Origin of the sequence: Micromonospora chokoriensis (genome assembly GCF_900091505.1) — a bacterium.
In the GTDB taxonomy this organism is placed as follows: domain Bacteria; phylum Actinomycetota; class Actinomycetes; order Mycobacteriales; family Micromonosporaceae; genus Micromonospora; species Micromonospora chokoriensis.
The window spans coordinates 2,322,012-2,345,600 of the sequence record NZ_LT607409.1 but is presented as its reverse complement, the minus strand read 5'-3'; the positions used below and the strand labels follow the sequence as shown (position 1 = coordinate 2,345,600).

23 protein-coding genes are annotated in these 23,589 nt (G+C 71.5%); 7 read left to right on the top strand and 16 right to left on the bottom strand.

The window, feature by feature from the left end; all coding sequences use genetic code 11:
* Nucleotides 1–68: 68 nt before the first annotated feature.
* The 3 genes from GA0070612_RS11110 to GA0070612_RS11100 are packed head-to-tail and all read right to left on the bottom strand — an operon-like array spanning nt 69 to nt 2,006.
* Nucleotides 69–878 carry an Fpg/Nei family DNA glycosylase gene (locus GA0070612_RS11110; protein ID WP_088987838.1) on the bottom strand — a complete coding sequence of 270 codons (810 nt, stop codon included), beginning with the start codon at nt 876–878 and terminating at the stop codon, nt 69–71.
* A 47-nt stretch (nt 879–925) separates the two neighbouring features.
* The gene (locus GA0070612_RS11105) at nt 926–1,126 is read right to left on the bottom strand and encodes a DUF397 domain-containing protein (protein ID WP_088987837.1); all 201 of its coding nucleotides are present in this window, start codon (nt 1,124–1,126) and stop codon (nt 926–928) included.
* A complete protein-coding gene (locus GA0070612_RS11100; protein ID WP_088987836.1) occupies nt 1,119–2,006 on the bottom strand; it encodes a helix-turn-helix domain-containing protein in 888 nt (295 codons plus the stop codon). Before GA0070612_RS11100 ends, GA0070612_RS11105 begins: the two co-directional genes overlap by 8 nt.
* Nucleotides 2,007–2,241: 235 nt before the next feature.
* On the opposite strand from GA0070612_RS11100, the gene GA0070612_RS31815 reads away from it, so the two are divergent.
* The 5 genes from GA0070612_RS31815 (at nt 2,242) to rocD (ending at nt 6,568) form a co-directional block, all read left to right on the top strand.
* Nucleotides 2,242–2,412, top strand: coding sequence for a hypothetical protein (locus GA0070612_RS31815; protein ID WP_167393616.1), 171 nt, complete (start codon nt 2,242–2,244; stop codon nt 2,410–2,412).
* Nucleotides 2,409–2,801: a hypothetical protein gene (locus GA0070612_RS32085; protein ID WP_197699347.1), complete on the top strand. Its 393-nt coding sequence runs from the start codon at nt 2,409–2,411 to the stop codon at nt 2,799–2,801. The genes GA0070612_RS31815 and GA0070612_RS32085 overlap by 4 nt, the downstream gene beginning before the upstream one ends.
* A gap of 161 nt (nt 2,802–2,962) precedes the next feature.
* The gene (locus GA0070612_RS11090; protein WP_231924531.1) at nt 2,963–3,868 is read left to right on the top strand and encodes a thrombospondin; all 906 of its coding nucleotides are present in this window, start codon (nt 2,963–2,965) and stop codon (nt 3,866–3,868) included.
* A 673-nt stretch (nt 3,869–4,541) separates the two neighbouring features.
* Nucleotides 4,542–5,357: a dimethylargininase gene (gene ddaH / locus GA0070612_RS11085; protein WP_197699423.1), complete on the top strand. Its 816-nt coding sequence runs from the start codon at nt 4,542–4,544 to the stop codon at nt 5,355–5,357.
* On the top strand, nt 5,354–6,568 hold the full coding sequence (gene rocD, locus GA0070612_RS11080) for an ornithine--oxo-acid transaminase (protein ID WP_197699346.1): 1,215 nt from the start codon (nt 5,354–5,356) through the stop codon (nt 6,566–6,568). The genes ddaH and rocD overlap by 4 nt, the downstream gene beginning before the upstream one ends.
* Before the next feature lie 160 nt (nt 6,569–6,728).
* On the opposite strand, the gene GA0070612_RS11075 is transcribed toward rocD, so the two are convergent.
* The gene (locus GA0070612_RS11075) at nt 6,729–7,883 is read right to left on the bottom strand and encodes an FHA domain-containing protein (RefSeq protein WP_088987833.1); all 1,155 of its coding nucleotides are present in this window, start codon (nt 7,881–7,883) and stop codon (nt 6,729–6,731) included.
* Complete coding sequence (locus GA0070612_RS11070; RefSeq protein ID WP_088987832.1) at nt 7,880–8,173, bottom strand: 4a-hydroxytetrahydrobiopterin dehydratase; 294 nt, start codon at nt 8,171–8,173, stop codon at nt 7,880–7,882. The genes GA0070612_RS11075 and GA0070612_RS11070 overlap by 4 nt, the downstream gene beginning before the upstream one ends.
* A 219-nt stretch (nt 8,174–8,392) precedes the next feature.
* On the opposite strand from GA0070612_RS11070, the gene GA0070612_RS31395 reads away from it, so the two are divergent.
* Nucleotides 8,393–8,881, top strand: coding sequence for a hypothetical protein (locus tag GA0070612_RS31395; RefSeq protein WP_157742456.1), 489 nt, complete (start codon nt 8,393–8,395; stop codon nt 8,879–8,881).
* 918 nt (nt 8,882–9,799) lie between these two features.
* On the opposite strand, the gene GA0070612_RS11055 is transcribed toward GA0070612_RS31395, so the two are convergent.
* From GA0070612_RS11055 to GA0070612_RS11020, 8 genes are all read right to left on the bottom strand, one after another.
* A complete protein-coding gene (locus tag GA0070612_RS11055) occupies nt 9,800–10,294 on the bottom strand; it encodes a hypothetical protein (protein ID WP_088987830.1) in 495 nt (164 codons plus the stop codon).
* Between the two features lie 49 nt (nt 10,295–10,343).
* Nucleotides 10,344–10,649, bottom strand: a complete 306-nt coding sequence (locus GA0070612_RS11050; protein ID WP_157742455.1) for an EndoU domain-containing protein — start codon at nt 10,647–10,649, stop codon at nt 10,344–10,346.
* Entirely contained in the window at nt 10,646–10,870 is a 225-nt protein-coding gene (locus GA0070612_RS31390; protein WP_157742454.1) for a polymorphic toxin-type HINT domain-containing protein, read from the bottom strand. The genes GA0070612_RS11050 and GA0070612_RS31390 overlap by 4 nt, the downstream gene beginning before the upstream one ends.
* 256 nt (nt 10,871–11,126) lie before the next feature.
* Nucleotides 11,127–12,179 (bottom strand): fatty acid desaturase family protein, encoded by a 1,053-nt coding sequence (locus GA0070612_RS11040; RefSeq protein ID WP_088987827.1) that lies wholly within the window; start codon nt 12,177–12,179, stop codon nt 11,127–11,129.
* 136 nt (nt 12,180–12,315) lie between these two features.
* Complete coding sequence (locus GA0070612_RS11035; RefSeq protein WP_088987826.1) at nt 12,316–15,954, bottom strand: SCO7613 C-terminal domain-containing membrane protein; 3,639 nt, start codon at nt 15,952–15,954, stop codon at nt 12,316–12,318.
* Nucleotides 15,955–16,002: 48 nt separating this feature from the next.
* Nucleotides 16,003–16,323, bottom strand: coding sequence for a divalent-cation tolerance protein CutA (cutA, locus tag GA0070612_RS11030; RefSeq protein WP_088987825.1), 321 nt, complete (start codon nt 16,321–16,323; stop codon nt 16,003–16,005).
* 106 nt (nt 16,324–16,429) lie between these two features.
* On the bottom strand, nt 16,430–17,434 hold the full coding sequence (locus tag GA0070612_RS11025; RefSeq protein ID WP_088987824.1) for a 1-acyl-sn-glycerol-3-phosphate acyltransferase: 1,005 nt from the start codon (nt 17,432–17,434) through the stop codon (nt 16,430–16,432).
* Nucleotides 17,434–18,267 carry a patatin-like phospholipase family protein gene (locus GA0070612_RS11020; protein ID WP_088987823.1) on the bottom strand — a complete coding sequence of 278 codons (834 nt, stop codon included), beginning with the start codon at nt 18,265–18,267 and terminating at the stop codon, nt 17,434–17,436. The genes GA0070612_RS11025 and GA0070612_RS11020 overlap by 1 nt, the downstream gene beginning before the upstream one ends.
* Before the next feature lie 113 nt (nt 18,268–18,380).
* On the opposite strand from GA0070612_RS11020, the gene GA0070612_RS11015 reads away from it, so the two are divergent.
* Nucleotides 18,381–19,886 (top strand): serine/threonine-protein kinase, encoded by a 1,506-nt coding sequence (locus tag GA0070612_RS11015; protein ID WP_088991403.1) that lies wholly within the window; start codon nt 18,381–18,383, stop codon nt 19,884–19,886.
* 10 nt (nt 19,887–19,896) lie between these two features.
* Here the strand turns inward: GA0070612_RS11015 and GA0070612_RS11010 are convergent, their stop codons facing one another.
* From GA0070612_RS11010 to GA0070612_RS11000, 3 genes are all read right to left on the bottom strand, one after another.
* Complete coding sequence (locus GA0070612_RS11010) at nt 19,897–20,952, bottom strand: glycosyltransferase family 4 protein (RefSeq protein ID WP_088991402.1); 1,056 nt, start codon at nt 20,950–20,952, stop codon at nt 19,897–19,899.
* A 157-nt stretch (nt 20,953–21,109) separates the two neighbouring features.
* Nucleotides 21,110–21,778, bottom strand: a complete 669-nt coding sequence (locus GA0070612_RS11005; protein WP_231924529.1) for a BON domain-containing protein — start codon at nt 21,776–21,778, stop codon at nt 21,110–21,112.
* A gap of 181 nt (nt 21,779–21,959) precedes the next feature.
* Complete coding sequence (locus GA0070612_RS11000) at nt 21,960–23,534, bottom strand: trypsin-like peptidase domain-containing protein (RefSeq protein WP_088987822.1); 1,575 nt, start codon at nt 23,532–23,534, stop codon at nt 21,960–21,962.
* Nucleotides 23,535–23,589 lie beyond the last annotated feature (55 nt).

Below are 23,589 nucleotides of genomic sequence, written 5' to 3'. Positions count from 1 at the left end.
GAGGTGGTGTCATCCTGCGTCGACGACACCGCCCTATCGCCGACCTGGCGTCGATCACGCGCGCAGGATCAGCCCGGCTGGCAGGTACGACACCAGTAGAGGTTGCGGCCGGCCAGTTCGCCGCGGCTGACCTCGGTGCCGCAGACGTGGCAGGGCGCGCCGGGGCGGCGGTAGACGTACACCTCGCCGCCGTGCCGATCCACGCGCGCCGGCCGACCCATCGCCTCCGGCAGGTGCACGTCGCGCACGGTGTCGATCCGGCCGTGCGCAACCGCGAGCCGCATCAGCCCGACCAGGTCCGCCCAGAGCGCGTCCCAGTCGGCGCGGCTCAGCGCTCGGCCGGGCATCCTCGGTGGCAGCCCGGCCCGGAACAGCGCCTCGGTCACGAAGATGAGCCCGGTGCCGGCCACCACCGACTGGTCCAACAGCAGGGCGGCCAGCGGCGTCGGGCTGCGGGAGATCCGGGTGTACGCCCGCTCGGGGTCGGCGTCGCCGCGCAGCGGGTCCGGCCCGAGGCGGTCCCGCAGGGCGGCCACCTCGGGTGGGGTGAGCAGGTCGCAGGCGGTGGGCCCGCGCAGGTCCAGCCAATGCCGGTCGCTGGCCAGCCGCAGCCGCACCTGACCGACCGGCTCGGGCGGCTCTCCCGGCCCGTCGCTGAACTTGCCGTACAACCCGAGGTGTACGTGCAGCGTCAGCTCGCCGGCGTAGTGGTGCAGCAGGTGCTTGCCGTACGCCTCGGTGCCCTCCAGAACGGTCCCGGAGAGCCGGGCCGCACCCTCGGCGAAGCGGCCCTGTGGGCTGGCGGCGTGCAGCTTGTCCCCGGCGAACAGCTCGGCGTGCCGGGCCGCAAGGCGGTGGATCGTGTGTCCCTCTGGCACGGGTACCAAGGATAGCCAGCCACCCCGAGGGGCAGAGGGCGACGCGGTCAGCGCTGGCGCTGCTCCTTCACGCCGTCGACGAACGCGGCCCAGGTGGCGGTGGCGAAGACCAGCGCGGCCCCGGTCGGGTCCTTGCTGTCCCGTACGCCCACGACGCCGGGCAGGTTGTCGGCCACCTCGACGCAGTTGCCGCCACTCCCGCCGCTGCGGGTGCTCTTGCGCCAGGTGGCACCGGCAAGGTCAGTCATGATGCTCCTCGATGATCGAAGTGATCATTTTCTCTGATTCTGCCTCACCTGACGCGAGCGTCTCCAGGTCCGACCAGACATGTTCGAAGGCGGCGACCTCGGTCGGCTTGTCCAGGTACAGCGCGCCGGTGATGTTCTCCAGGTAGACGGTGGTCGGCTCGGTCGACGCCCGGCCGAACGCCTGCGGGAAATCCAGCAGGACGAAGGTGCCGGTCTCGCTGGCCAGCGGCGGGCCGGCGGCCAGCGGCAGCACCCGCAGACTCACCGTCGGCAGCGCGGCCACGTCCAGCAGGTGTCGCAACTGCTGGGTCATCGCCCGACGGTCGGGGATGGTGCGCCGCAGCACGGCCTCGCTCAGGACGACCCGCAGGGTGGGCGCGGTGGGCAGCCGGCGGACGAGGATGCCCTGCCGCTGCAACCGCACCTCCACCAACTTCTCCCGCTCGTCGGCGGTCATCGTCGGATTCTTCCGGCGGAACAGTTCGGCGGCGTACTCGCGGGTTTGCAGAAGGCCGGGAATCAGCTCCGCGTCGTATTGACGCAGGCCGGACGCGGACGATTCCAGGCCGACGTAGAGCGAGAACCACGACGGCACCACATCGCCGTACGAGTGCCACCAACCTTTGGCGCGGGTCTCCTTCGCGAGGCCGGCGACAATCTCCCCCATCGCGGCCGGCACACGGTAGAGGGCACACATCGCGCGGGCGTCCACCACCCGCACCGGAACCAGCCCTTTCTCGATGCGCCACACCTTCTGCCGCGAGCAGTCCAGTGCCTCCGCTGCGGCGTCCAGCGTCACCGAGGCTTCCTCACGGAGCTGCGTGAGCAGCCTCCCGAGCTGCCGTCGGGGCACTGTGGACCCGCTTGTTTCATCCGTCATGCAACATCACCGCTCTCCTCGTGCAACACGGAATGTTTCACCACGCGCGCATTTCCATTGCATTCCTCGTGCGTCATTCCGGGCTGAGATTAGGGCGGGTCGGGAGATTGCACAAGGTGGCCAGCATGGAACACGCTGTCACGTGTCAGGGGAGCCCGAATGTGACGTCGGAAATGGCGCCGGCAATAGCGCGCCCGCAGCACGGCTCGCGCTTTTCCTCGGAAGGAACGCCAGCATGCGCGTGTCGTACAACGAATACCTCTTGGTCACCGCGCTGACCCTCGCCCGTCGACACCGGCCGGTGTGGAGCTGGGCGCGCTGGCGCACGGTGTGCCGGTGCGGCGACGACCTGCCCTGCCGGGCCCGTCACCGCCTCCCGATCAGCCGTGGGCACTGGCCCACATGACCGAGCTGAAGCCCGGCGACCTGCTGCTGATCGGCGCGGCGTGCTCGGTGCAGTTCGCCGACGACCGGGAGCTGCGCCTCCGCCTGGTGAGTGTCGACCCGCGCCCGACGTACCAGGGATGGGTATGGCTGACCGGCTACGTCCTGAACGACAAGGGCCTGGCCGTCGACAAGCGCGAGGTGTTCGTGCAACAGGCCGGGCTGCGGGTGCTGCGCGCCGCGCCGGCGCTCACGCCCGCACCCCGCACCCGGGCCCCCCGCAGCGCACCCGCACCCGGCAAGTCGCCCACACCGGACAGGTCGGCGTCGGTCAGCGCGGCCACGCCGGGCAAGTCGACCCGGTCCGCCGCTGATCGACTCGCGTTCAAGGAAACCGGGGTGTCTACGTAGGCGGGACACCCCGACTTCCAAGAAACCGAGTCGATCAAGGCCGATTTCGGCGCGTACCCGGAATTGGTGTCAGGAAACGTGCAGCGGGGTACTTCAGGGGCTGTACCGCGTGGGTGCCACCCTCTTCCGACGGCCACCACGCATGTATCAGGAGGTGTGTAGTGGTCAGGATTCCTTCGCTGTCCCGCCGGTCCGAGCCGGCACCGACGCGGGACGAGAACCTCGACGGCCGCGTGGACGGCCGCGACACCCGAGTCACCGAGACCGGTCGGTCCGACGACAGCGCCGGTCGCCCGGTGGTCACCGACCGGGACGCCGACCAGACGACGTACCGCAGCGCCGGCGCGACCGGTGGCCAGACCAGCGAGGCCGAGCGGCGGGCCAACGAGCGGGCGGCGGTGGCCCGAGCCGCCACCGCGCGACCGGCGGAGACCGAGCCGCGGGGCACCGCCCGCCCGGTCACGCCTGAACCCGTGAACGGCGCGGCCCGCCCCGTCGCGCCCGAACCCCTGAACGGCGCGGCCCGCCCGGTCACGCCCGAGCCGCGCACCGGCACCGCCCACACGGTGGAGACCGAATCCCGGCCCACCGTCGCGCCGACCACGGCGCGCACCGCCGAGCGGGACGCGGACCTCGACAGCACGACCCGGCGAACCGACACCACGGACCGGGTCACCACCGACCGCCCGGCCGACCCGACCGCCAGCCCGACCGCGCCCGAGGCGCCGGTGACGCGTGGCCCGAAGCCGCGGGCCAGCCTGCTGGCCACCCTCGGCCTGATCGTCTCCGTCGCCGGTGCGCTGTTCGTGCTGACCGGGACCCTTGCCGGGTACGGCATCGGGCTCGGCGCGTTCGGCGCGGTGCTCGCGGTGTTCGGCCTGATGGCCACCCGCCGTCGGCACGTCGCCGGCACTACCGACGCGCTGTTCGGCGTCCTCATCGGACTGGCCGCGGTGGTGATCGGGGTGCTCGCGATGACCGGCCAGTTCGACTGGCCGACCACCGACGGCGACTGGGTGCAGCGCTTCCGCGAGTGGCTTGACTCACAGTTTGTCGATCGTTTCTAGCGGGCACTGTTCCGCTCGCCGGTGATGCACCGGCACACGCCGGCGGTTCGCCGGCAGCCCGAACGACCCGGTGGTTCACCGGCCGGGCAGACACCCTTTCAGGGGCGGCGGTTCGCCGCCCCTGAAGTGTTTCCTGGGCGTGATCGACCCGGCTTCAGTGTTCTCCGGGCGTGATCGACTCGACTTCGGCGTTCTCCGGGCGTGATCGACTCGACTTCGGCGTTCTATGGACGTGATCGACTCGACTTCGGCGTTCTATGGACGTGATCGACTCGACTTCGGCGAAGTCGGGGTGTCCCGGTCGCTTCGATACCGCACTTTCCCGGAAACCCGAGTCGATCACGAGGTCCCGCACCCCGACCACGGCCGTCCACCCCGACCACGGCCGCGCACCCCGACCACGGCCGTCCACCCCGACCACGGCCGTCCACCCCGACCACGGCCGTCCACCCCGACCACGGCCGGTGAACCCCAGTCACGGCTCGTTCGCCGAGGGCGACCGCATGCACGCAACGAATCACTCCCTACTGCCGCCTAGACGCAATGAATCTTCGGTCTGCGCAACTCTCAGCGGTGGATCCTGCCACTGCCGCCGCATAACGTTGAGCAACGGCGCCAGCCCGTGGGCCACGGTGGCCGGGCGCGCCCGACCCCTGGGAGCAGGACAATGACGATGGACGCCACCAGCCAGCGCCTCTTGATGTGCCGGCCGACGTACTTCGCCGTCGACTACGCGATCAACCCCTGGATGGACCCGACGGCGCCGGTCGATCCCGCGCTGGCCATCCGGCAGTGGGAGCAGCTGCGACAGACGTACCGCGACCTGGGACACACCGTCGAGGAGATCACTCCGGTGCCCGGCCTGCCCGACATGGTCTTCGCCGCCAACGGCGGCACGGTGATCGACGGCAAGGCGATGGCCGTGCAGTTCCGCGACCCGCAGCGCGCCGACGAGGCACCCGCCTACCGGGCCTGGTTCGAGGACGCCGGCTTCGAGATGTACGACCCGAAGCACGTCAACGAGGGTGAGGGCGACGTCCTGCTGGCGGGTGACCACCTGCTGGCCGGCACCGGCTTCCGCACGGCGCACGCGTCGCACGCCCAGTTGCAGGAGGTCTTCGGCTACCCGGTGATCACCATGCAGCTCGTCGACCCGCGCTTCTACCACCTGGACACCGCGCTGACAGTGCTCGACGAGCAGACCGTGGCGTACCTGCCGGAGGCGTTCTCCCCCGGCAGCCAGGCCGTGCTGCGCCGGCTCTTCCCCGACGCCGTGCACGCCACCATGGCCGACGCCGAGGTGCTGGGCCTCAACGCGGTGAGCGACGGCCGGCACGTGGTGCTGCCGGCCCAGGCCACCGACCTGGCCGCCAAGCTGCGTGACCGGGGCTACGAGACCATCGGTGTCGACCTGTCCGAACTCCGTAAGGCCGGCGGCGGACCGAAGTGCTGCACGCTGCGACTCCGTCAGGGAAAGGCAAGCAAGTGATCGATGACATGCTGCGTACGCCGGGAGCGGTCCGGGACGCCGAGCGCTGGACGGCGCACAACTACCACCCGCTGCCGGTGGTGATCTCGTCCGCCGAGGGCGCCTGGCTCACCGACGTGGACGGTAAGCGCTACCTGGACTGCCTGGCCGGCTACTCCGCGCTGAACTTCGGCCACCGGCACCCGCAGCTGATCGCCGCCGCGCACGCGCAACTGGACCGGCTCACGCTGACCAGCCGCGCGTTCATCCACGACCAGTTCGCCGACTTCTGCCGGGAGCTGGCCGAGCTGTGCGGCAAGGACCTGGTGCTGCCGATGAACACCGGCGCCGAGGCCGTCGAGACCGGCATCAAGGTGGCCCGCAAGTGGGGCTACCAGGTCAAGGGCGTGCCCGCCGGTCAGGCCACCATCGTGGTCGCCGACGGCAACTTCCACGGCCGTACCACCACCATCGTGAGCTTCTCCACCGACGAGGACGCCCGCGCCGACTTCGGGCCGTACACCCCGGGCTTCACGATCGTGCCGTACGGCGACCTGGACGCGCTGACCGCCGCGATCGACGAGAACACCGTGGCCGTGCTGTTGGAGCCGATCCAGGGCGAGCAGGGCGTGGTGGTGCCGCCGGAGGGCTACCTGCCGGGGGTACGACAGGTCTGCACCGAGCGCGACGTGCTCTTCATCGCCGACGAGATCCAGTCGGGTCTGGGGCGTACCGGCAAGACGTTCGCCTGTGACCACGAGGGCGTCGTGCCGGACATGTACCTGCTCGGCAAGGCCCTCGGCGGCGGCATCGTGCCGGTCTCCGCGGTGGCCGCGAACGCCGACGTGCTCGGCGTGCTCAAGCCCGGCCAGCACGGCTCGACCTTCGGCGGCAACCCGCTCGCCTGCGCGGTGGCCGTCGAGGTGGTGCGGCTGCTGGCGACCGGCGAGTTCCAGCGCCGCTCCGCGGAACTGGGCGAGCGGTTGCGGGCCGGCCTGGAAGGGCTGGTCGGCAAGGGTCTGGTCGAGGTGCGCGTCCGTGGCCTGTGGGCCGGCGTGGACATCGACCCGGCGCTGATGAGCGGTCGCGAGGCGTGCGAGCGCCTGATGGAGCGCGGCATCCTCGCCAAGGACACCCACGGCTCCACGATCCGGCTCGCCCCGCCGCTGGTGATCACCGAGGAGGAGATCGACCTGGCGGTGGCCGCGCTGGCAGAGGTGCTCACCGCCTGACCGACCGCACCGGCCAAGATCTGCGCAACGACAGGGAAAGTGCTGCCTCGACACCATCTGAGGCAGCACTTTCCCTGTTCTTGTGCGGATCTTGCCGCGCCCGCGCCGCGCCCGCGCCCGCGGCGGTGCGCAGCGCCCGCGGCGGTGCGCAGCGGGCGCGTCAGGGGCGGGGTAGGCGCATCGCCATCGTCGGGGCCTCGGCCATCACCGAGGTGGGGGTGAACGGGGCGCCGGTGGGCAGTTCCTCCGCCCGGCCGATCTGGACCCCTGGGTACAGCTCGATCATGTCGTTCTCGCCGAGCACCCGGGACTGCTGCGGGGCCAGCGGAATGCGGTCCGACTCGGTCATCGAACCGGCCGGACGGATGCCGGACCCGTTGGTGCTGATGTCGGTTACGATCACCTCACCGACCCGCAGCTCGAACTGAACGTGACCACGGCTGATCCACCGCCGGGCCTCGTCGTTGAGCCACTGCCCGAGCATGATCCCGCCGTCCTGTTCGGGAGCCCGACCGGCCACGATCGGCTGCTCCTCGGTCAGCACGAACCGCCGCCGGACCAGGCCACCGACGCGCACCGCGAGCACCTCGCTACGCGGACGCGGGCCGCCGTCACCGAGGCGCGCCCCGTGTCGGGGGCAGGTCGGCACGCCGTTGCGCAGCGCGGGCGGCGGCTGCGCGGCGGGGCTGCGGTCGGCACCCCCGGCCAGATCGGCGAACGCGCCGCCACCGCCGCCACCGCCGAACAGCGCGCAGCCTGACTCCGGGCACCGCCACTGGCGGGCCAACAGCTTCGCGCCGGTCGGCGAACGCTTGCCGGCGACCGGCGCGTGGCCGCCGCCGACGTGCGCGATGAACGCCGGCCCACCAGCGCCCGGCACCGGGGCCACCACCCGACCGGGCTGCTCGACCAGCCACGGGAACCGCCCGCGCAGCCCGTCGAAGCGGACCCGGCTGAGCACCGGCAACCCGAGCAGGTCGGCGACCTCCAACATCCGGTCGCCCGGGTTGTCGAGCACCTCGACAAGCCCGTCGTCGGCCCAGCGGCGGACCACCATCCGCTCGTTGGAGGTGAGGTCGGCGTCGGAGAGCAGCGCCCGGTGCACCACCGCGTAGACCTGGACGCTGTCCTCTTCCAGCTCGCGGGACAGGGCGTCGATGACCATGCCGAGGCGCAACAGGCTGGCCGGCCGGCCGCCGTCGATGTCCTGGTAGCGGATCACCTCGGCCAGGTCGAGCACCGCTCGGGCCAGCGACGGGTCGGTGCAGACCCGTCCCTCGATGGCGTCCAGGACCTTGCTGATCTCGAATCTCATGCCGCACTCCGGACGATGTCGTCAATGCGCCGGGCCAGCTCGAAGTCCCGGTGGGTGACCCCACCGGCCGAGTGCGTGACGCAGCGGAAGGTCAGGGTCCGCCATCGGATGTCGATGTCGGGATGGTGGTCGAACTCCTCGGCCACCACCGCCACCCGGTCCACCACAGCGATAGCGGCCGGGAAACTGCCGAGCTGGGCCGTACGACCGATGCCGGTCGGGTCACCCGACCAGTCGGGCAACCGGCCCAGCTCTTCTCGCACCGCGTCCGCGGTGAGCAGGTCTGCCATGAGCAGACCCTACCGGTGGCGCGTCCGGCGAGCCGGACGCGCCACCTCCCGTCAACCGTCCAGTGCCTTGCTCGTATGGGCGGAGCTATGCCGCCTTGATCACTCGGGTTGGGACCACACCAGAAGACGGCCGTCAGCTTCGCGAACCAACATGTCGTCTCGCGAACTCAGTTCCCTGGCTACCTCTCGAACCTCACAACGCGCCAGAAAGAACACGAAGTGGAGAGGGAACGGTGGGCGGCTCCGGGGCAGGCCATCCGCATCGAGAGAAAGGTTGGCTCGTTCGGCAGCCTCGCAGAGCAGGGAGATGAACAGCGGAAAGAAATCCTTTCCCACAAGTACGTCAGCCTCCTCCACAACAATGACCACCGCGCGCTTACCGTGCCAGCTGCCGTGGAGGTCATCGAGACAATCCACGAGCGCATACCAGTTGTGCCGAAGTACGAGGGGAACTCCAGCTTCTCCGCAAACTCAGCGAAGAGGCCAGCGGCATCGACCATCCTCCGAGAGTCCAGCCGCCGGACGACTCCGCCGGGTGCAAGCGCCGCCACTTTCTCGTGGGGCACGAGGTCGCCAGCCCGCGCGACCACCACCCAGGGGCCGACCGGTGACGCGAGGTCGAACGACGTCGCGGAGCTGCTCACGGACACTCCCCACGAATCGACCGACCGCATCTCGTACACCTGCGCAAGCCAGCAGTCGCATTGACAGAGCGTGGTCGCCGGCCTGAGGTCACACAGAGGCTGGGCGGCGTCTCAGCGAGACACCGCCCAGCTCACGCAAATCTAACCAACTACAAGTCAGAATCGGCAGGTCGCCGCTCCGGGCCGAGCATTTTACTCACCAGATCATCGCTCGACCGGCAACTTTCCGCGCCCGCCAGCACATCTACAGCAGCATGGTTGGCTATCGGTGCTGGGATTCCGCTCCCCCAAGCATCCCATCCGTCAAAGAAAAGATGGTCGTCCAGGTACGGGCCAAACAGCCTCACCCGTCCCACACGCGCCACTTCCGCCTTGAGCTCGTCGAGTAGACGCCGGAGAGCGGACGCCGTTACCACTTCCTCGACGCCACTACTCCAGCAGCCGACCCAACCACCTCCAGAGGCTAAGCCATCCGGCGCCACGCATACCCACAATCGAGTGGGGGCAGCGGTCTCACCAGCTATAACTACGGCGAAGAACCGCTGCTCACCACTGATCAGAAATTTGTAGGACGTCATCACGGCGGCGAAATAACGAACTCGATCAAGGTATCCGGTGACATGTCTCCCGCCCTCACCCTTCTCGCAATCTCGGCCGTCCGGTGGTGGCCGCCGGTGATGTAAATGCGAGACGCAGGGTAGCATCCACAGTCTCCTGGCCCCCAGTCGCGAGCACCCCTGATCGGATCGTTTCCTTGCTTGACGAACCAGCTACCGCCCTAACCGAACGGCGTTGGTACTAGGCCCCCAGAGCCGCATCCCACCAGCGTGTCTTGGGGTGGCCGCTGCCAGTAGACAAAAGATTGGCCCCGCCAAGCTGCGCCCGGCGGGGCCAATGCCCACTACTCGTACTTCACCGACCGGCCAGGGAGGCCGATACGGCAACGTAGAGCCAAGGTTGCGGCGCCCTCCAACTAGTTCACTTAAAAGGAACCAAAGAACCGATCCCACCAACTCGGTTCTCCGGAACCATGAAAACGTAGGCGGGCAACTCCGTCATAGCGGTTCGTAAGAATCTCTTCAGGAATCGCGAGGTACCCCGACACAGCGAGAGCATGCTCAACTTTCTCAAGGTCACCAACGTCCAGTTCACCCTCGGCGCGTGCTTCGTCAGTACCCAAGAACGCACCGGGGTTATCTGCCGCCACCATGGCGAGCGGTTTGAACCTGCTTACTAGAACAACAACTCGCGTCCCGCAGACGGTGGCTTTCCCCGACACCTCGATTCGCCCGTACTGCGCGGAGTCCTGAATGTCTCGATCAATCTCGCCAAGCTCCAAGAAGCGAGAACTAATCTGTGAAAGCAAATTGTCAAAGGAGGCCGCAGCATCGGCTGAACTGTAGCCAGCCGGAGACTCCAACCACTCGGGATCATCGAGCCGACGCAGCATTGCCATCAGATCAGCTTCCGCCTCCATGGTCCCCCAATCACCGAGGGTCGCGCATCCAAGCAAACCGATCGACTTTTCATTGGGGGAACGCCGTGAGAACCTTGCCGGTGAGTGGTTCGTAACGCACCAGGATGTCCACCCCTCGGACGGATCCAACCACATTCTGGACCGCAGGTTCTCCCTTCCTGGTCTTCAAGGTCCTCTCGGCATGCACAGCCGAACCTTTGTACCAGGTCCTTTGACTATTGGGGCTTGTCACCACGTCCGCGACAGAGTCGAGGATATCATCGTCAGACCAATCCCTTGGGAAAGGATCCTTGCCAGGCGCCCCCGGAAATGTGTGACCATCAAGGATGTGGTCTGACCTCTCGTCACCGATCAACTGCCGACCGATGCCGCAGTTGTGCCGGCCAGCACATAGTACGTGTGGATGTCCTCGACGGTGAGGTTGTAGACCGCGACGCTCTGCGTCCAGTGCCGAGTCTCAACGACCGTCAGGGCCTGGCCGTCCGGCGTTGCCACCTGGTCGCCGACGAGAAGTTGCCCGGCCTCGATCCACCGTTCCTCGTCGGCCACCCAGAACGGGTGTCCGTCGGTCGCCACGATCTTCGCGGTCGACTCTCCGGCGTCACCAGTGAAACTAGCAACCGGTAATTGATCGCAGCAACTATTTACCCAGGGCAATTTTGGCCCTAAGGCCAGAAACAACGACCCAATATGGACATTAAGATTGGTTAGTTCGGCGGCGGCTGTCGGCCGCCGCGAACCGTGGTCCCGGTACACGGCGGTGGGGCGGGCATCATCAGATGCCCGCCCCACCGCTCAGTCCTCGCATCAGCCGCGCAGTGGCCGCCCCCGTTCAGCCGCGCAGCGGCCGGCCCACCTCGTGCAGGTGACCGAGCGCCTGCCGGTACGACTCGACCAGCCCGGTCTCCGCGTACGGGATGCCCTGCTCCACGCAGTAGGCGCGGACGATCGGCTGGGCCCGGCGCAGGTTGGCCCGGGGCATGTTCGGGAAGAGGTGGTGCTCGATCTGGTAGTTGAGCCCGCCCAGCGCGGTGTCGACGAACCGGCCGCCCCGCACGTTGCGGGAGGTCAGCACCTGCTTACGCAGGAAGTCCAGCTCGTCCTCGGCGGTCGGCATCGGCATGCCCTTGTGGTTCGGTGCGAACGAGCAGCCCATGTAGAGGCCCCACAACGCCTGGTGCACGACGGCGAACAGCAACGCCTTGACCGGCGACATGACCGCCAACAGCAGCGCCGCGTAGCCGACGGTGTGCGCGACGAGCAGCAGCCCCTCGACCGCCCGGTGTCGCATCGGGGTGCTGAACCGACCGTCCGGCTCCCGCCCGACGATCGCCCGGATGCTCGACACGTGCAGGTTGAGACCCTCCAGCAGGAGCATCGGGAAGAAGAGGTACGCCTGCCGCTTCGCCAACCACCGGCCGAACCCACGGGTCCCCAGCGCCTGCTCGGGAGTCCACACCAGGGCGCCCGCGCCGACGTCCGGGTCCTCGTCCTCGTGGTTCGGGTTGGCGTGGTGACGGTTGTGCTTGTCGACCCACCAGCCGTAGCTGAGCCCCACCGCCAGGTTGCCCGCGAACAGCCCGACCATCTCGCTGGGCCCGCGCCGACGGAACATCTGCCGGTGCCCGGCGTCGTGACCGAGGAACGCGACCTGGGTGGTGGCCACCGCCATCACCGCCGCGAGCGGCAGTTGCCACCAGGAGTCACCGAGCAGGAACACGGCCACCCAGCCGGCCACGAAAGCGCCGAGGGTCAGCACGATGCGGGCCGCGTACCAGCCGGGGCGACGCTCCAGCAGCCCCGCCTGACTGATCCGTCGCGACAACTGTGCGTAGTCACTGCCTCGCCGCCGTACCGGCGGTTCCGCCACCGCTCCGAGTGCCATCCCTGCCCCCGATCAGCCGTCGCCCGCTCCACGGTGGCTCGGGCTCACCGGCAAGTCTTCCGATCGAGGTAGCGCTGAGTAACCCCGACAGCCCCCGAATGCGGGGTAGGGCAGGCCCTACCCGTAGGGGTTCGGGTCAGCTCAGCCGGCCCACCGCGGCCCGCAGTCGCGCCAGGTCACGCCGCCGCCGCTCGTAGGTGGCGGCCAACGCGACCAGGGCGAGCCCACCGACACCCAGGTAGATCCACCGGGGCAGCAGATCCCAACCTCGGGCCAACTCGTGCAGCGCCACCAGCGCCAGCACCCCGCCGCCGAGCAGCACCGGCGCCTGCCAGCGGCGGGTCGCTCCGGCCAGCACCGCGCCGAGCGCCGCCGCGCCGAGGAGCAGTCGCCGCCACGGCTGCGGGTCCGGCCCGATCAACACCGACACGAGGCTCGGCGCGAGCGCCGCGACCAGCCCCGGGCCGAGGGCCGGCCAGCTGGTCAGCCCGGGTCGGGCCCGCAGCGCCAGCAGGCCTGCGCCGAAGGCGAGCGCCGCCGCCGGCACCGTGTACGCCTCCAGCACCGTCACCCCGCCGGCGGCCAACAGCACCCACGCGCCGATCAACTCGCTGCCGGCGGCGACGCCGGCGAACGCCCACCGCCGGCCGGTCGACTCGCCCCGACGCAGCAGCCGCACCGCGACAGCGACACCCCAGAGCACGCAGATCGTGGCGAGGTGTCGTGCCACCTCGACGGCGAGTATCGCCGCCACCAGCGCCACCGCCTGCGCGGCAGCGTCCAGCACCCGACCGACCAGCGCGCGCGTGGGCGTCGCCACGGCGGCGACGGCCAGCACCAGCACGGCCACCGCCAACAGTGGGTACGCGGCCTCCCGCAACGGCAGCCCGGCGACCAGTGAGGCGGTCACCGCCAGCGTGGACGCCGCACCCACCGCCGCGAGGCAACCGGCGACGCGTACCCCGACAGCGCGTCCCCCGGCGGCGACGACCACGGCCGCGACCAGCAGCGTTCCCTGGGCGGCGAGCGACCCGGCCCGGGTGGCCAGCAGCCCCGCGACCCCGGAGGCGACCAGCACCACGCCCGGGGGTACGACGACCGGTGCGAGCGTCGGGCGAGGCCCGGCCAGAGCGGCGAGGAGCACCGCGGCCAACCCGGCGAGCAGGACAGCGGCCGGCAGCACCGGCCACGGCGTGCCGACCGCGCCGAGCAACACCGGCAGCGCCGCAGCGGCGAACGGCACCGCGGGCAGCGCCGCAGCCCCACGCAGCAGCGCCGACGGTCGGACCCCCCGATGACTGGCGAGCACCGCGGCCACCGCCAGCACGACCAGCGCCAACCCGACGGGCAACGACGCCGGATCGGCGACGACGGTGGGTACCCCCGACCAGACCCGTGCCGGACCGTCGTACGGCAGCACGAGCGCGGTCACCACCCTCGGCAGGGCCGCCAGGGCGGCGACCAGGCCGAGCGCGCCACCCACCACCAGCACCGGGCCCGACCGGGGGATCGCCGGCGGCCCCCCGACCGCCGACGACCCCCCGACCGCCGGCCCCCCGACCGGCAGCCCCACAACCGCCGGCCCCCCGACCGGCAGCCCCCCGACCGACGGCTTGTCGGCCGCCGGGTTGTCGGCCGCCGGCTTGTCGACCAGCGACTCTCCGGCCGCCGGCTCTCCGGCCGCCGGCTCGTCCGTCTCAGCCGGCGCGCCGGCGACCGACTCCGGCCGATCCCACCGGGCGACCAGCGCCACGCCCAGCGCCGCCAGGGCCGCGTACAGCGCGGTCGGCTCGTCGCCTGCCACGAACAGTGGCGCCAGCCCGGGCACGATGACGGCGACCACGGCGCCGGTCACCGCGTACCCGGTCAGCTCCACCCGGTGGCGACGCGCCGCGAGCACCGCGACCAGCGCGAGCCCGGCGGCCACCAGCGCGAGCCGCGCCTGCCACCACGTCGGCGCGCCCCCGGCGAACAGCGCCACCACGGCGGCACCGGGCAGTGCGAGCTGCGCGACCAGCAGGCCCGTCCCGGCCACCCGGCGGTACGCCCCGGTGCCCCGCCGGACGACGAGCGCCAGCCCGACCGCGACGATCACGCCGAGTGCCACCAGGACACCGACCGGGGCGGCCAGAGCGACCAGCAGCCCGTGCCCGAGCAGGACGGCACCGCCCAGCGCGCAGGTGAGCAGGACGGCCGGACGGGTCGCCGGACGGACCAGTACGACGGCCAGCAGTGCAACCCCGCCGACCAGGTCGACGGCCACCACCGCCGGCCAGGCGACCGCCCAACCGGCGGGCAGGGCGAGCAGCACCGCCGTCGCGCCGGCCGTGGCGAGGACGGTTCGTGCCTTCCCGGGCAGCAGCACCGCCGTCCCGGCGACCGTCAACGCCACGGCCGGCGCCAACTGCCAGCCCCAGTCCAGGTCTGGTCCCCGCCCCGCGCCGCCCCACGGTGGCAGCGAGCGGCCCACGGCGGCGACCGCCAACACTGCGGTGGCCAGTACGCCCACCTGCGCCATTCCGCCCGCGACCAGCAACGCCCCCACGCGCGGGCCGGTCCGCCAACCGCCGACACCGGCCGCCTGCCCGTCGGTCGGGACCGGCAGCCTCCACACCGCGACCGCCAGCGCGAGCGCCACCGCAGCCGCCGCGAGCAGCAGCATCGACGGCCGCAGCTCGGCCACCGGGCGCAGCAGGGCGAGAGCGAGTACCGGCACCAGCAGCCCGCCGGCCACCCCCCGCAGCACCCGCCCGCCGACCAGCCAGGCCGCGCCGAGACCCGTCAACGCGACCAGCAGCAGCGGCCCTCCGGCCAGCAGTGGCGAACCGCCCGCCCGCCCGACGGCCAGCGGCACCAGCGCGGATGCGGCGGCGGCGACGAGCGCGCCGACGTGTCCGGTCCCCACCAACACCCGGCCGACGACAGGTGCCGACCCGTCCCGGCCGCGCAGCCCGACCAGCACCACCAGATTCCCCAGCGCCACCCCGAGCAGGACCAGCGTCCAACCGGCCGGGCCCGGTTCGAACCCGGCGGCGAGCAACGGCAGCACCGGCTGCGCGGCCACCAGCGCGGCGAACCACGGCCCGGTCAACCCGCTCCACCGGCCGTACGCCGCGGCGACCGCCGCGCTGGCCCCCCCGACCAGCGCGGCGTACCGGCTACCCGGCCAGCCGGCCACCCCGGCCAGGTCGACCGACCAGGCCGCGTAACCGTCCAGCACCACCAGCAGCAACCCCACCGCGGCGAAGGTCTCCGCCGTGCCACGCAACCCCCGGCGAACCGCCAGCAGCGGAACGGCCAGCGCGAGCGCGGTGAACGCGGCCAGGATCAACGCCCGCCCGGCGACCCCCACCGCCGCCCAGGCCACCGCCGTGAACACGATCGCCGCGGTGCCCAGCAGAAGTCCACCGAGGACGAAGAGCACCCCCTGGACCGTCCGGGTCGACGCCTCGGCCGCACCCGGCGCCGCACTCACGGTGGCGACCGGGGCCGGGCTGTGAGCAGGCAACGGCCCTGCCACGGTGGGCACCGCCAACCCCGCCCGGACGACCGCCGCCAACTCGGCCCGCCGCCGCGACAGGGCCGACAGGCGACCGGCCAGCTCGGTGTACGTGTGGCGGGCCCGCTCCACCTCCGGCTCCAACCGGGCGATCTGCCGACCCAGGCTGACCACCTCGGCGGCGACGGGATCGGGGGCACGCCGACAGCCGGGGCAGCCGGCGCTCAGGTCGGCCGGTGCGCCGCACGCGGGGCAGGGATAGCGGGTGTCGTCCACCCGGCCATCATTCAGAGGCGACAGGGGCGCGGCCCAGAGTGCGCGTACTCAGGGCCGGGTGTGCTCGTGCACCCAGGCGGCGTACGCCGGGTCACCGCTCTCCACGGTGGACACCAGGATCTCCGGCACCTCGTACGGGTGGCTGACCCGGATCTGGTCCACCAACGCGGTCAGCCGGTCCGGTGCGGTCTTGAACTGCACCGACCACTCGGTGCTGGTCTCCACTCCGGACCTCCACCAGTAGGTGCTGTCCACCTGACCACCCACCTGGGCGCAGGCGGCGAGCCTGCCGGCGACGGCCGCGGCCGCCAGCACGTCCGCGACCGAACGCGCATCCACCACAGTCGTCACGACGCAGATCTGCTCCACGCCCGCACCCTACGCGGCACGACGCCACCGAGCCCGCCTTTCGCCCCCGACCGCCACGCTCCGTGTCACCGCACTCACCGAGAGCGCCTGTCGTTCCGCCGCGGGCCTACCGATTGGCGGCGATCCAGGTGTCGATCTGCGCCCACCAGTCGAACAGCCAGTCGATGCGTTGCTGCCGCCCGACCGGGATGTCCTCCGGCGGCACGGACCAGAACCGCATCACGATCCGCTTGTCCATCGGCAGTTCCCGCCAGACGTCGGCCACTGTGAGCATCCGGTCCAACCCTGTGTGGGCGACGAAGATGACCCCGGCGTCCGGGGCGGCGTCCAGCGCGGCCAGCATTCCGCCGGGCTGCGGGGCGAGGACGTGACGCATCCGCTCGGCGCGCAGTGCCATCCGTTCCAGCCCGAGAGAGCGCAGCCGGGCGATGGCACGCAGCCGTCGTTTGGGGGTGAAGTTGCCGCCCTCCGGGAAGATCACGAACGCGTCGTTGTCGTCCAGGCCCGCAGCCAGGTGTCCGACCTGGCGTACCGTCTCCTCGCCGCGCTCCGGCGTCGGCGCGATGAACCGGTTGGGCAGCCGGTTGAGCAGCACGTCGATCGCCGGGTCCCACTGGAGGCTGTCCTTGAGGACGATGCGTGGCTCCCGTTTGAACCAGTTGACCAGCCCGTGGATCAGGATGAACGAGTCACCGGGCCCGGCGTGCCGGCACAGCACCACCTCGGGCCGGCCGGGCAGCGCGGTGTCCGGGTCGGTGCCCACCACGTCGATGCGCAGCCGCAGCGTCCACCGTGCCTGCCAGAACAGCACCCGCAGGAACCAGCCGGCCAGCACGTAGTGCGCGCGTTGGAAGGTCGGGGACCGGGTCCGCCAGCCGAAGCCGGAGGCGACCCAGAGCAGGAACAGCGCGATCAGCGCGGCGGCGTCCCAGACCAGGTAGACGCACCCGATCCAGAGCAGCCGCAACGGTCGCAACCGACCCGGGACCAGCGGAGACGCGGCGGCGGCGAGCAGAGCCCAGATCGGCAGGGTGGTGACCAGCACGAACGCCAGCGCCACCACGGCGGGGGCGAACAGCAACCGGCGCAGCCACCTGGGGGGCAGCGGCATCATCGCTCCTGGTGGGTGGCGAGGTAGCGGCGGGAGGCGGTGTACGCCCGGCTGATCCGCCGCCCCACGGCCGCCATGTCCCGGTACGCCCACGGTGTGTCGTCGCGGGGGTTGAGCCCTCCGGTCGGCAGGACGTGCACCTCCACCCCCTCGGGCAGCGCCGCCAACTCGCGGAAGAACCGGTGCCGGCGGGAGATCTCGAACGCGACCTGGGCGATCTCCCACGGCCGTCGGGGCGGGGTCAACTCCCGCTCGATGCGGCCCACCTGGAGGACGTAGATCCGGCGCGCGCCGACGGCCACCGCCTCGCCGATCGGGATGGAGTTGACGATGCCCCCGTCCACGTAGTGCGCGCCGTCGATCTGCATGGGCGGGAGCAGACCGGGCACCGAGGCCGACGCCAGCACCGCCGGCACCACCGGACCGCTGTCGAACCAGTGCTCGGCCGCCCGCTCGATGTGCGCGGCGCAGCAGCGGAACGGCACCTTCAGGTCGGCGAAGGTGGTGTCGACCCCCAGTTCGGTCTCCAGCAACCGGCGCAGCGGTCGAGGTGAGTGCAGGTGGGTACGGGCGGCGAAGCGGCGCAACTGCCGGGCGACGGAGTCCCCGTACACCTCGCTCGCCTCCGGCGAGGCCCAGAGCCGGACCAACCGGTCGGTCACCGCCTCCGACGGGTCGGCGGCGACCAGCGCGCCGTTCACCGCGCCGATCGAGGTGCCGAGCACCATGTCGGGTTTGATGCCGGCGCGGAACAACGCGCGCAACATGCCCACCTCGACCGCGCCGAGCACGCCCCCACCGCCGAGCACGAATGCCACAGGTCCCCGCGCCATGCCCCTCATCCTGGCACGGGCGCGCAGCCGACCGGCCGGCCACCGTGGTCGCGCGGTCGGCGCACACCAGGCACCGCCCGCCGACCGGGGCGGCGACGCCGTTGACAGGCATGATGCATTCGCGCAACCTGATACCGCTCCCACCCCTGAGGCAGGTGCGATCTGTGAAGGCAGCACTGCATCCGGGCCGGTTGCTGGCCCGCAGATATCGACTTCTCGACCAGATCGGCGCCGGCGGCATGTCGGTCATCTGGCGTGCCCGGGACGAGGTGTTGGACCGACTGGTCGCCCTCAAGGTCCTCGCTCCCTCGCTGGCCGCCGACGCGCGTTTTCGGGGAATGGTGCGCGAGGAGGCCCGGGCCGCCGCCCAGTTGGTGCACCCACACCTGACCTCGGTGCACGACTACGGCGAGACTGTCGATCCGGACGGCTCGATCACCTCGTTCGTGGTGATGGAGCTGCTCGACGGCGAGGAGTTGGAGCTGCGCCTCACCGAGGGGCCGCTGCCGTGGGCCGAGGCGGTCCAGGTGGGTGCGCAGGTCGCGGACGCACTGGCCGCGGCGCACCGGCTCGGCATCGTGCACCGGGACATCACCCCGGCCAACGTGATGATGACCGGGACGGGCGTCAAGGTGCTCGACTTCGGCATCGCCACCCGGATCGGCGCACCGGACGAGGACGAGGACGGCGAGACCTTCGGCACGCCCGCGTACGTCGCACCGGAACGCCTCGACGGCGCGCCGGCCCAGCCGTCCACCGACGTGTACTCACTCGGCGTGCTGCTGTACGAGGCGTTGACCGGTCGGGTTCCGTACCCGGCCGACACCTGGGAGCAGCTCAGCGCCGCACTGGCCGACGGCCCGCCACCGACGCTCGCCGAGCTGCCGGAGCTGCCCCCGCCGGTGGCCCGGATCTGCCTGCGCAGCCTCGCCCGGGATCCGGCCGAGCGGCCGACTGCCCGACAGGTCGCCACCGTGCTGCGCGGCCATCTGCTGCCGCCCGATCCCCCGGCCGCGACCATCCGGGTGCCCACCCAGGTTCTGCCTCCGCAGCCGGTCGACCTCCCGCCGACCGCCGAAGGAAAGACGTCCGAAGGGGCAGGGCTCGAAGGGGCTACGGCCGACCCCGGTTGGTCCCGACGACGGCTGGCGCTGCTGCTCGTCCTGGCCGTCGGTGTGGCACTGGCCGGTGTGGCCCTGCTGCCCGAGCAGCGGCCGACGCCCCGCACGCAGCCCTCGGTGGGCCCGACGACGACCTCGCCGAGCGACCCGCCGGTCCCGCCGTCGTCCGAGCCGACCACGCCCTCGCCGACGACGCCGAGCACCGGCAGCACGCCCACGTCGCGTCCGGAAAGCCTGGTCGAGGCCGCCAGCCGGGTCGACGGGCTGATCACCGCCGGCCTGAGCGCCGGCGAGATCCGTGACGACGTGGGTCTCGACCTGCGCAACGAGCTGCGCAACCTGACCGCCGCGGTCAGTTCCGGCCGCGACGAGCTGGCACCACCGGTGGCCAGGCTGCGGAAAAAGGTCGCGGTGCGCCTCGGCGAGGGTGGCATCAGTCCGGGGTACGCGTCCCAGCTCGACGCCGCCATCGCCGACCTGGGGGCAGCCCGGGTCTGATCGGGGCAGGTCAGCGGGCCGAGACCCGGGCCGATTCGCGGATGTCGTACCGGTCGGCGGCGAACCGTCGATAGACCTCGACGTAGTCGTTCGCCATCCGCTCGACCGAGAAGTTCTCTGCGACGTGCGCCACGCAGTCCTCCGGGTCGAGCTGCTCGACGGCGAGCACCGCGGCGGGCAGCTCCTCCGGCCGTTCACACACCAGCCCGGTCAGTCCGGGGCGCACCAGCTCCGGCACTGCGCCCCGGTTGAGCGCCACCACAGGTGTGCCGGTCGCCATCGCTTCCAGCATCACCATGCCGAACGGCTCGTCCCACTGGATCGGCATGATCAGACAGCGGGCGTCGACGAGCATCCGCAGCGTCTCCGCGCGGTCGGCGTTGAGCACGACAGTCACGTTCTCGTCGACCAGCGGCGCGACGACCTGCTCGTAGTAGCGGCGCTCGGCCGGCTCGTTGCACTTGCCGGCCAGCAGCAGGGGCAGCCCGGCCTCCCGGCAGGCCCGGATGGCGACCTCCGGGCCCTTGTCCGGGCTGAACCGGGCCAACCACAGCACCGGCCCCCGGCCGGGCTCGTCCTTACGCGGGAAACCACGGATGTCCAGTGCGTTGTGCACGGTGCCGGCCCAGGGCAGGTCGGTGTTCAACCGACGTTGGGTGTGCGAGATCGCCACCAGGGCGACGCCCTGGTCGACGTCGCTCAGCACGTCGCCGTACTCCCCCACGGGGTTGCCGTGCACGGTCGCGACCGTCGGCACCGCCCGGCGGCCGGCGACCAGCGGGCCGATCGTGGTGTGGTCGTGGATCACGTCGAAGTCGGCGGCCGTGATCAGCCGGTTCACCCGGGCCAGGTGGGCCAGTTCCGGCAGTGACTCGCCGAGCCGCTCGTACTGGACCTCGGGAACCGTGGAGACGAAGCCGTCGGCCGCCGTGCCGTGGTCGCTACCGGCGCCGAACAGCGTGACCGCGTGCCCCTGCACGCTGAGGGCGTCCACCAGGGCGGCGACGACCTGTTCGAGGCCGCCGTAGCCGGGAGGCGGCACTGACAACCATGGCGGGACCACCATCGCGATGCGCAACGACCGCCCTGTCGGCCGGTCCGCGGGCGGGTGGATCAGGGCCACGAGTCCTCCCCGTTGGTCCCCGGTGCGGCGCCACCGGCGGTCGGAACGGTCGGCGGCGAGTTCCCAGGGATCCCCCGGGTAAACCGGACAAGCCGGACGATCACCCGCCGACCAGGAGTTGGTCGTGCACCACCCGTACGCCGGGCGCGGACCAGGCCACCCGCTCGACCTGGTCGCGTTCCCACCACGACCGGACCACCCCGGCCAGGACGAGCGTGTCGCCGTCGACCTCGACGGTCACCCGCTCGGCCCCGATGGTGCGCGCCAGCGCCCGCTGCACGTCCCGACGCAGCAGCTCGGCCGGGGCCGCCGGCGGTCGCACCTCGATCAGGTTGGTGATCCCCCGTACGCCGTCGAGCCGGCGCACCGCCCCCTCGGCGGCACGCCGCTGCCACCCGAACTCGACCTCACCGCGGAGCATCAGCCACCCGTTGGCCACCGTCACGTCCAGCCGCTCGGCCGGCACGAAACTGTCCCACTCCAGCGCGCGGGCGGCGGCGATGGCGACCTCACCGTCGGTACGCCCCGGTGTGCCCGGCAGCCGCACCTCGATCTCGTCGGCCACCGCCCGGACACCGCGAACCCGCTGCGCGCACCGGATCGCCGCCCAACTGCGGGCCGCACCGTCCACGAAGCCGGTCAGCGTGACCACACCCTCGTCGACGCTCACCCCGATCTCGTTCGGTTGCAGCTGGGCGTCCCAGGCGAGCTGCGCCAGGACGTCGCGTTGGATCCGCTGGTCGTCGCGGACATCCACCACGTCGGTCACGACACCCACCCCCGGTTCCGGTCGCCGAGACTCGTCGCCCCCGAACCTGCCGGAGAGCCGGGTGACGGCGGTTCACCTGGATCGGGTGAACCGCCGTCCGGACGGAAAAAGCGGCGGGTGGCGGAGCCGACCCCCTCGGCTCCGCCACCCGCCGCCGGAGGGAGGCAGGTTCAGATGTGTGTCACGGCGTCTCGGCGAGCGTCACGGTCACCGTCTTCTCCACGCCGTTGCGCTTGAACGTCACCTCGACCCGGTCGCCGACCTTGCCGGCCTGCACCGCGCCGACCAGGTCGTCCGAGTCGTTGACCGGCTTGTCGCCGAACCGGGTGACGACGTCACCGCGCTGCAGGCCGGCCTGCTCGGCCGGGCTGCCCGGCGTGACCGACGCGACGAGCGCGCCGCCGCCCTCGGCCTGGTTGACGCCGACCCCGAGCGACGGGTGGCTGACCTTCTCGCCGCGCTGGAGCTTGCCGGCGACGTCCTTGGCCTTGTTGCTGGGGATGGCGAAGCCCACGCCGATGTTGCCGGTGCTTTGGCCGGAGGTCGCGATGGCGGTGTTCACGCCGATCACCTCGCCCCGGGTGTTGACCAGCGCGCCGCCGGAGTTGCCGGGGTTGATCGGCGCGTCGGTCTGGAGCAGGCCGGAGATCGAGCTGACGGTCCGGCTCGGCTGCTGGGTCGGGTCCTGTGGCTGACCCTCACCGGCCCGGATGGTGCGGTCCCGGGCGCTGAGGATGCCCGAGGTCACCGAACCTTGCAGGCCGAGCGGGCTGCCCAGCGCCAGCACCTGGTCACCGACCTGCATGGCGTCGCTGTCACCGAACGTGGCGGCCTTGAGGTCGCTCACGCCGTTGGCCTTGACCACGGCCAGGTCGGTCTTCGGGTCGGTGCCGATGACCTTCGCCTCGGCCTTCTTGCCGTCGGCGAAGATCACCAGCACGTTACCGCCGGCGGCGGAGGCGACCACGTGGTTGTTGGTCAGGATGTACCCGTCGGCGCTGAGCACCACCCCGGAACCCTCACCGCTGTCGGTCGTGATCGAGACGACGCTGTCCTGCACGGACGCGGCGATCTTCGGCAGGTCCGCGCCGTTGATCACCGGTGCCGCCGAGTAGGTGCGGGTGACACCGCCGCCGTCACCGTCGAGGGCCAGGGCGAGCGCGCCGCCGGCGACGCCCGACCCGAGCATCAGGGCGAACACCGCGACGCCGGCCCCGGCGAACTTGGCGATCCGCCCCGGCCGAGGGCCGCTACCAGGCGGCGCGACCTGCGGACCCCACGGCGGAACCGGCTGGCCCGGGTGCTGGGGGTGCTGCCCGGGGTGCTGCTGGTGCTGACCCGGGTACGCCATGCCCGGCTGGCCCCCGCCGGCCCAGCCGGACTGCTGACCCTGGTACCAGGGGGCACCGGGGTACTGACCGGCGCTCTGCTGCGGGTAGCCGGACTGGCCGTGCGCCGGGTAGCCGGAGACCGGGTATGGCGGCGCGGACGGGGTGGCGGCCGAGGGCTGGTAGGCGGTCGGCGGCTCGTACCCGGTCGGCTGGTGGGCGGGCGCGGAGGAGCCGGCCGGCGCGGGCGACGCGGCCGGGGTCACGGCGCTCGTCGGGTCGTCACCACCGGTGGAGACGACCTCGATGGGAGTGGTCGGGGAGTCGGACTGCGCGCGCTCGTCGCGCGGCAGCTCGGCGGTGGGGTGCGACGGCTCGGCGTCGGTGGGGGCCGGCCGGCGCTGCGGGTCGGACTCGAACTCGGTCATGGCACTACCTTCCCCCCCAGCTCTGCGATCAAGCTGGAACCGTCCTGGAAGTTGG

What these genes read in the sequence shown, in the direction of transcription:
- GA0070612_RS11105 (WP_088987837.1), bottom strand. Translation starts at nt 1,126, where the DNA reads ATGACTGACCTTGCCGGTGCCACCTGGCGCAAGAGCACCCGCAGCGGC.
- GA0070612_RS11100 (WP_088987836.1), bottom strand. Translation starts at nt 2,006, where the DNA reads ATGACGGATGAAACAAGCGGGTCCACAGTGCCCCGACGGCAGCTCGGG.
- GA0070612_RS31815 (WP_167393616.1), top strand. Translation starts at nt 2,242, where the DNA reads ATGCGCGTGTCGTACAACGAATACCTCTTGGTCACCGCGCTGACCCTC.
- GA0070612_RS32085 (WP_197699347.1), top strand. Translation starts at nt 2,409, where the DNA reads ATGACCGAGCTGAAGCCCGGCGACCTGCTGCTGATCGGCGCGGCGTGC.
- ddaH (WP_197699423.1), top strand. Translation starts at nt 4,542, where the DNA reads ATGGACGCCACCAGCCAGCGCCTCTTGATGTGCCGGCCGACGTACTTC.
- GA0070612_RS11075 (WP_088987833.1), bottom strand. Translation starts at nt 7,883, where the DNA reads ATGAGATTCGAGATCAGCAAGGTCCTGGACGCCATCGAGGGACGGGTC.
- GA0070612_RS11070 (WP_088987832.1), bottom strand. Translation starts at nt 8,173, where the DNA reads ATGGCAGACCTGCTCACCGCGGACGCGGTGCGAGAAGAGCTGGGCCGG.
- GA0070612_RS11055 (WP_088987830.1), bottom strand. Translation starts at nt 10,294, where the DNA reads ATGGAGGCGGAAGCTGATCTGATGGCAATGCTGCGTCGGCTCGATGAT.
- GA0070612_RS11040 (WP_088987827.1), bottom strand. Translation starts at nt 12,179, where the DNA reads ATGGCACTCGGAGCGGTGGCGGAACCGCCGGTACGGCGGCGAGGCAGT.
- GA0070612_RS11025 (WP_088987824.1), bottom strand. Translation starts at nt 17,434, where the DNA reads ATGCCGCTGCCCCCCAGGTGGCTGCGCCGGTTGCTGTTCGCCCCCGCC.
- GA0070612_RS11020 (WP_088987823.1), bottom strand. Translation starts at nt 18,267, where the DNA reads ATGGCGCGGGGACCTGTGGCATTCGTGCTCGGCGGTGGGGGCGTGCTC.
- GA0070612_RS11015 (WP_088991403.1), top strand. Translation starts at nt 18,381, where the DNA reads ATGCATTCGCGCAACCTGATACCGCTCCCACCCCTGAGGCAGGTGCGA.
- GA0070612_RS11010 (WP_088991402.1), bottom strand. Translation starts at nt 20,952, where the DNA reads ATGGTGGTCCCGCCATGGTTGTCAGTGCCGCCTCCCGGCTACGGCGGC.
- GA0070612_RS11000 (WP_088987822.1), bottom strand. Translation starts at nt 23,534, where the DNA reads ATGACCGAGTTCGAGTCCGACCCGCAGCGCCGGCCGGCCCCCACCGAC.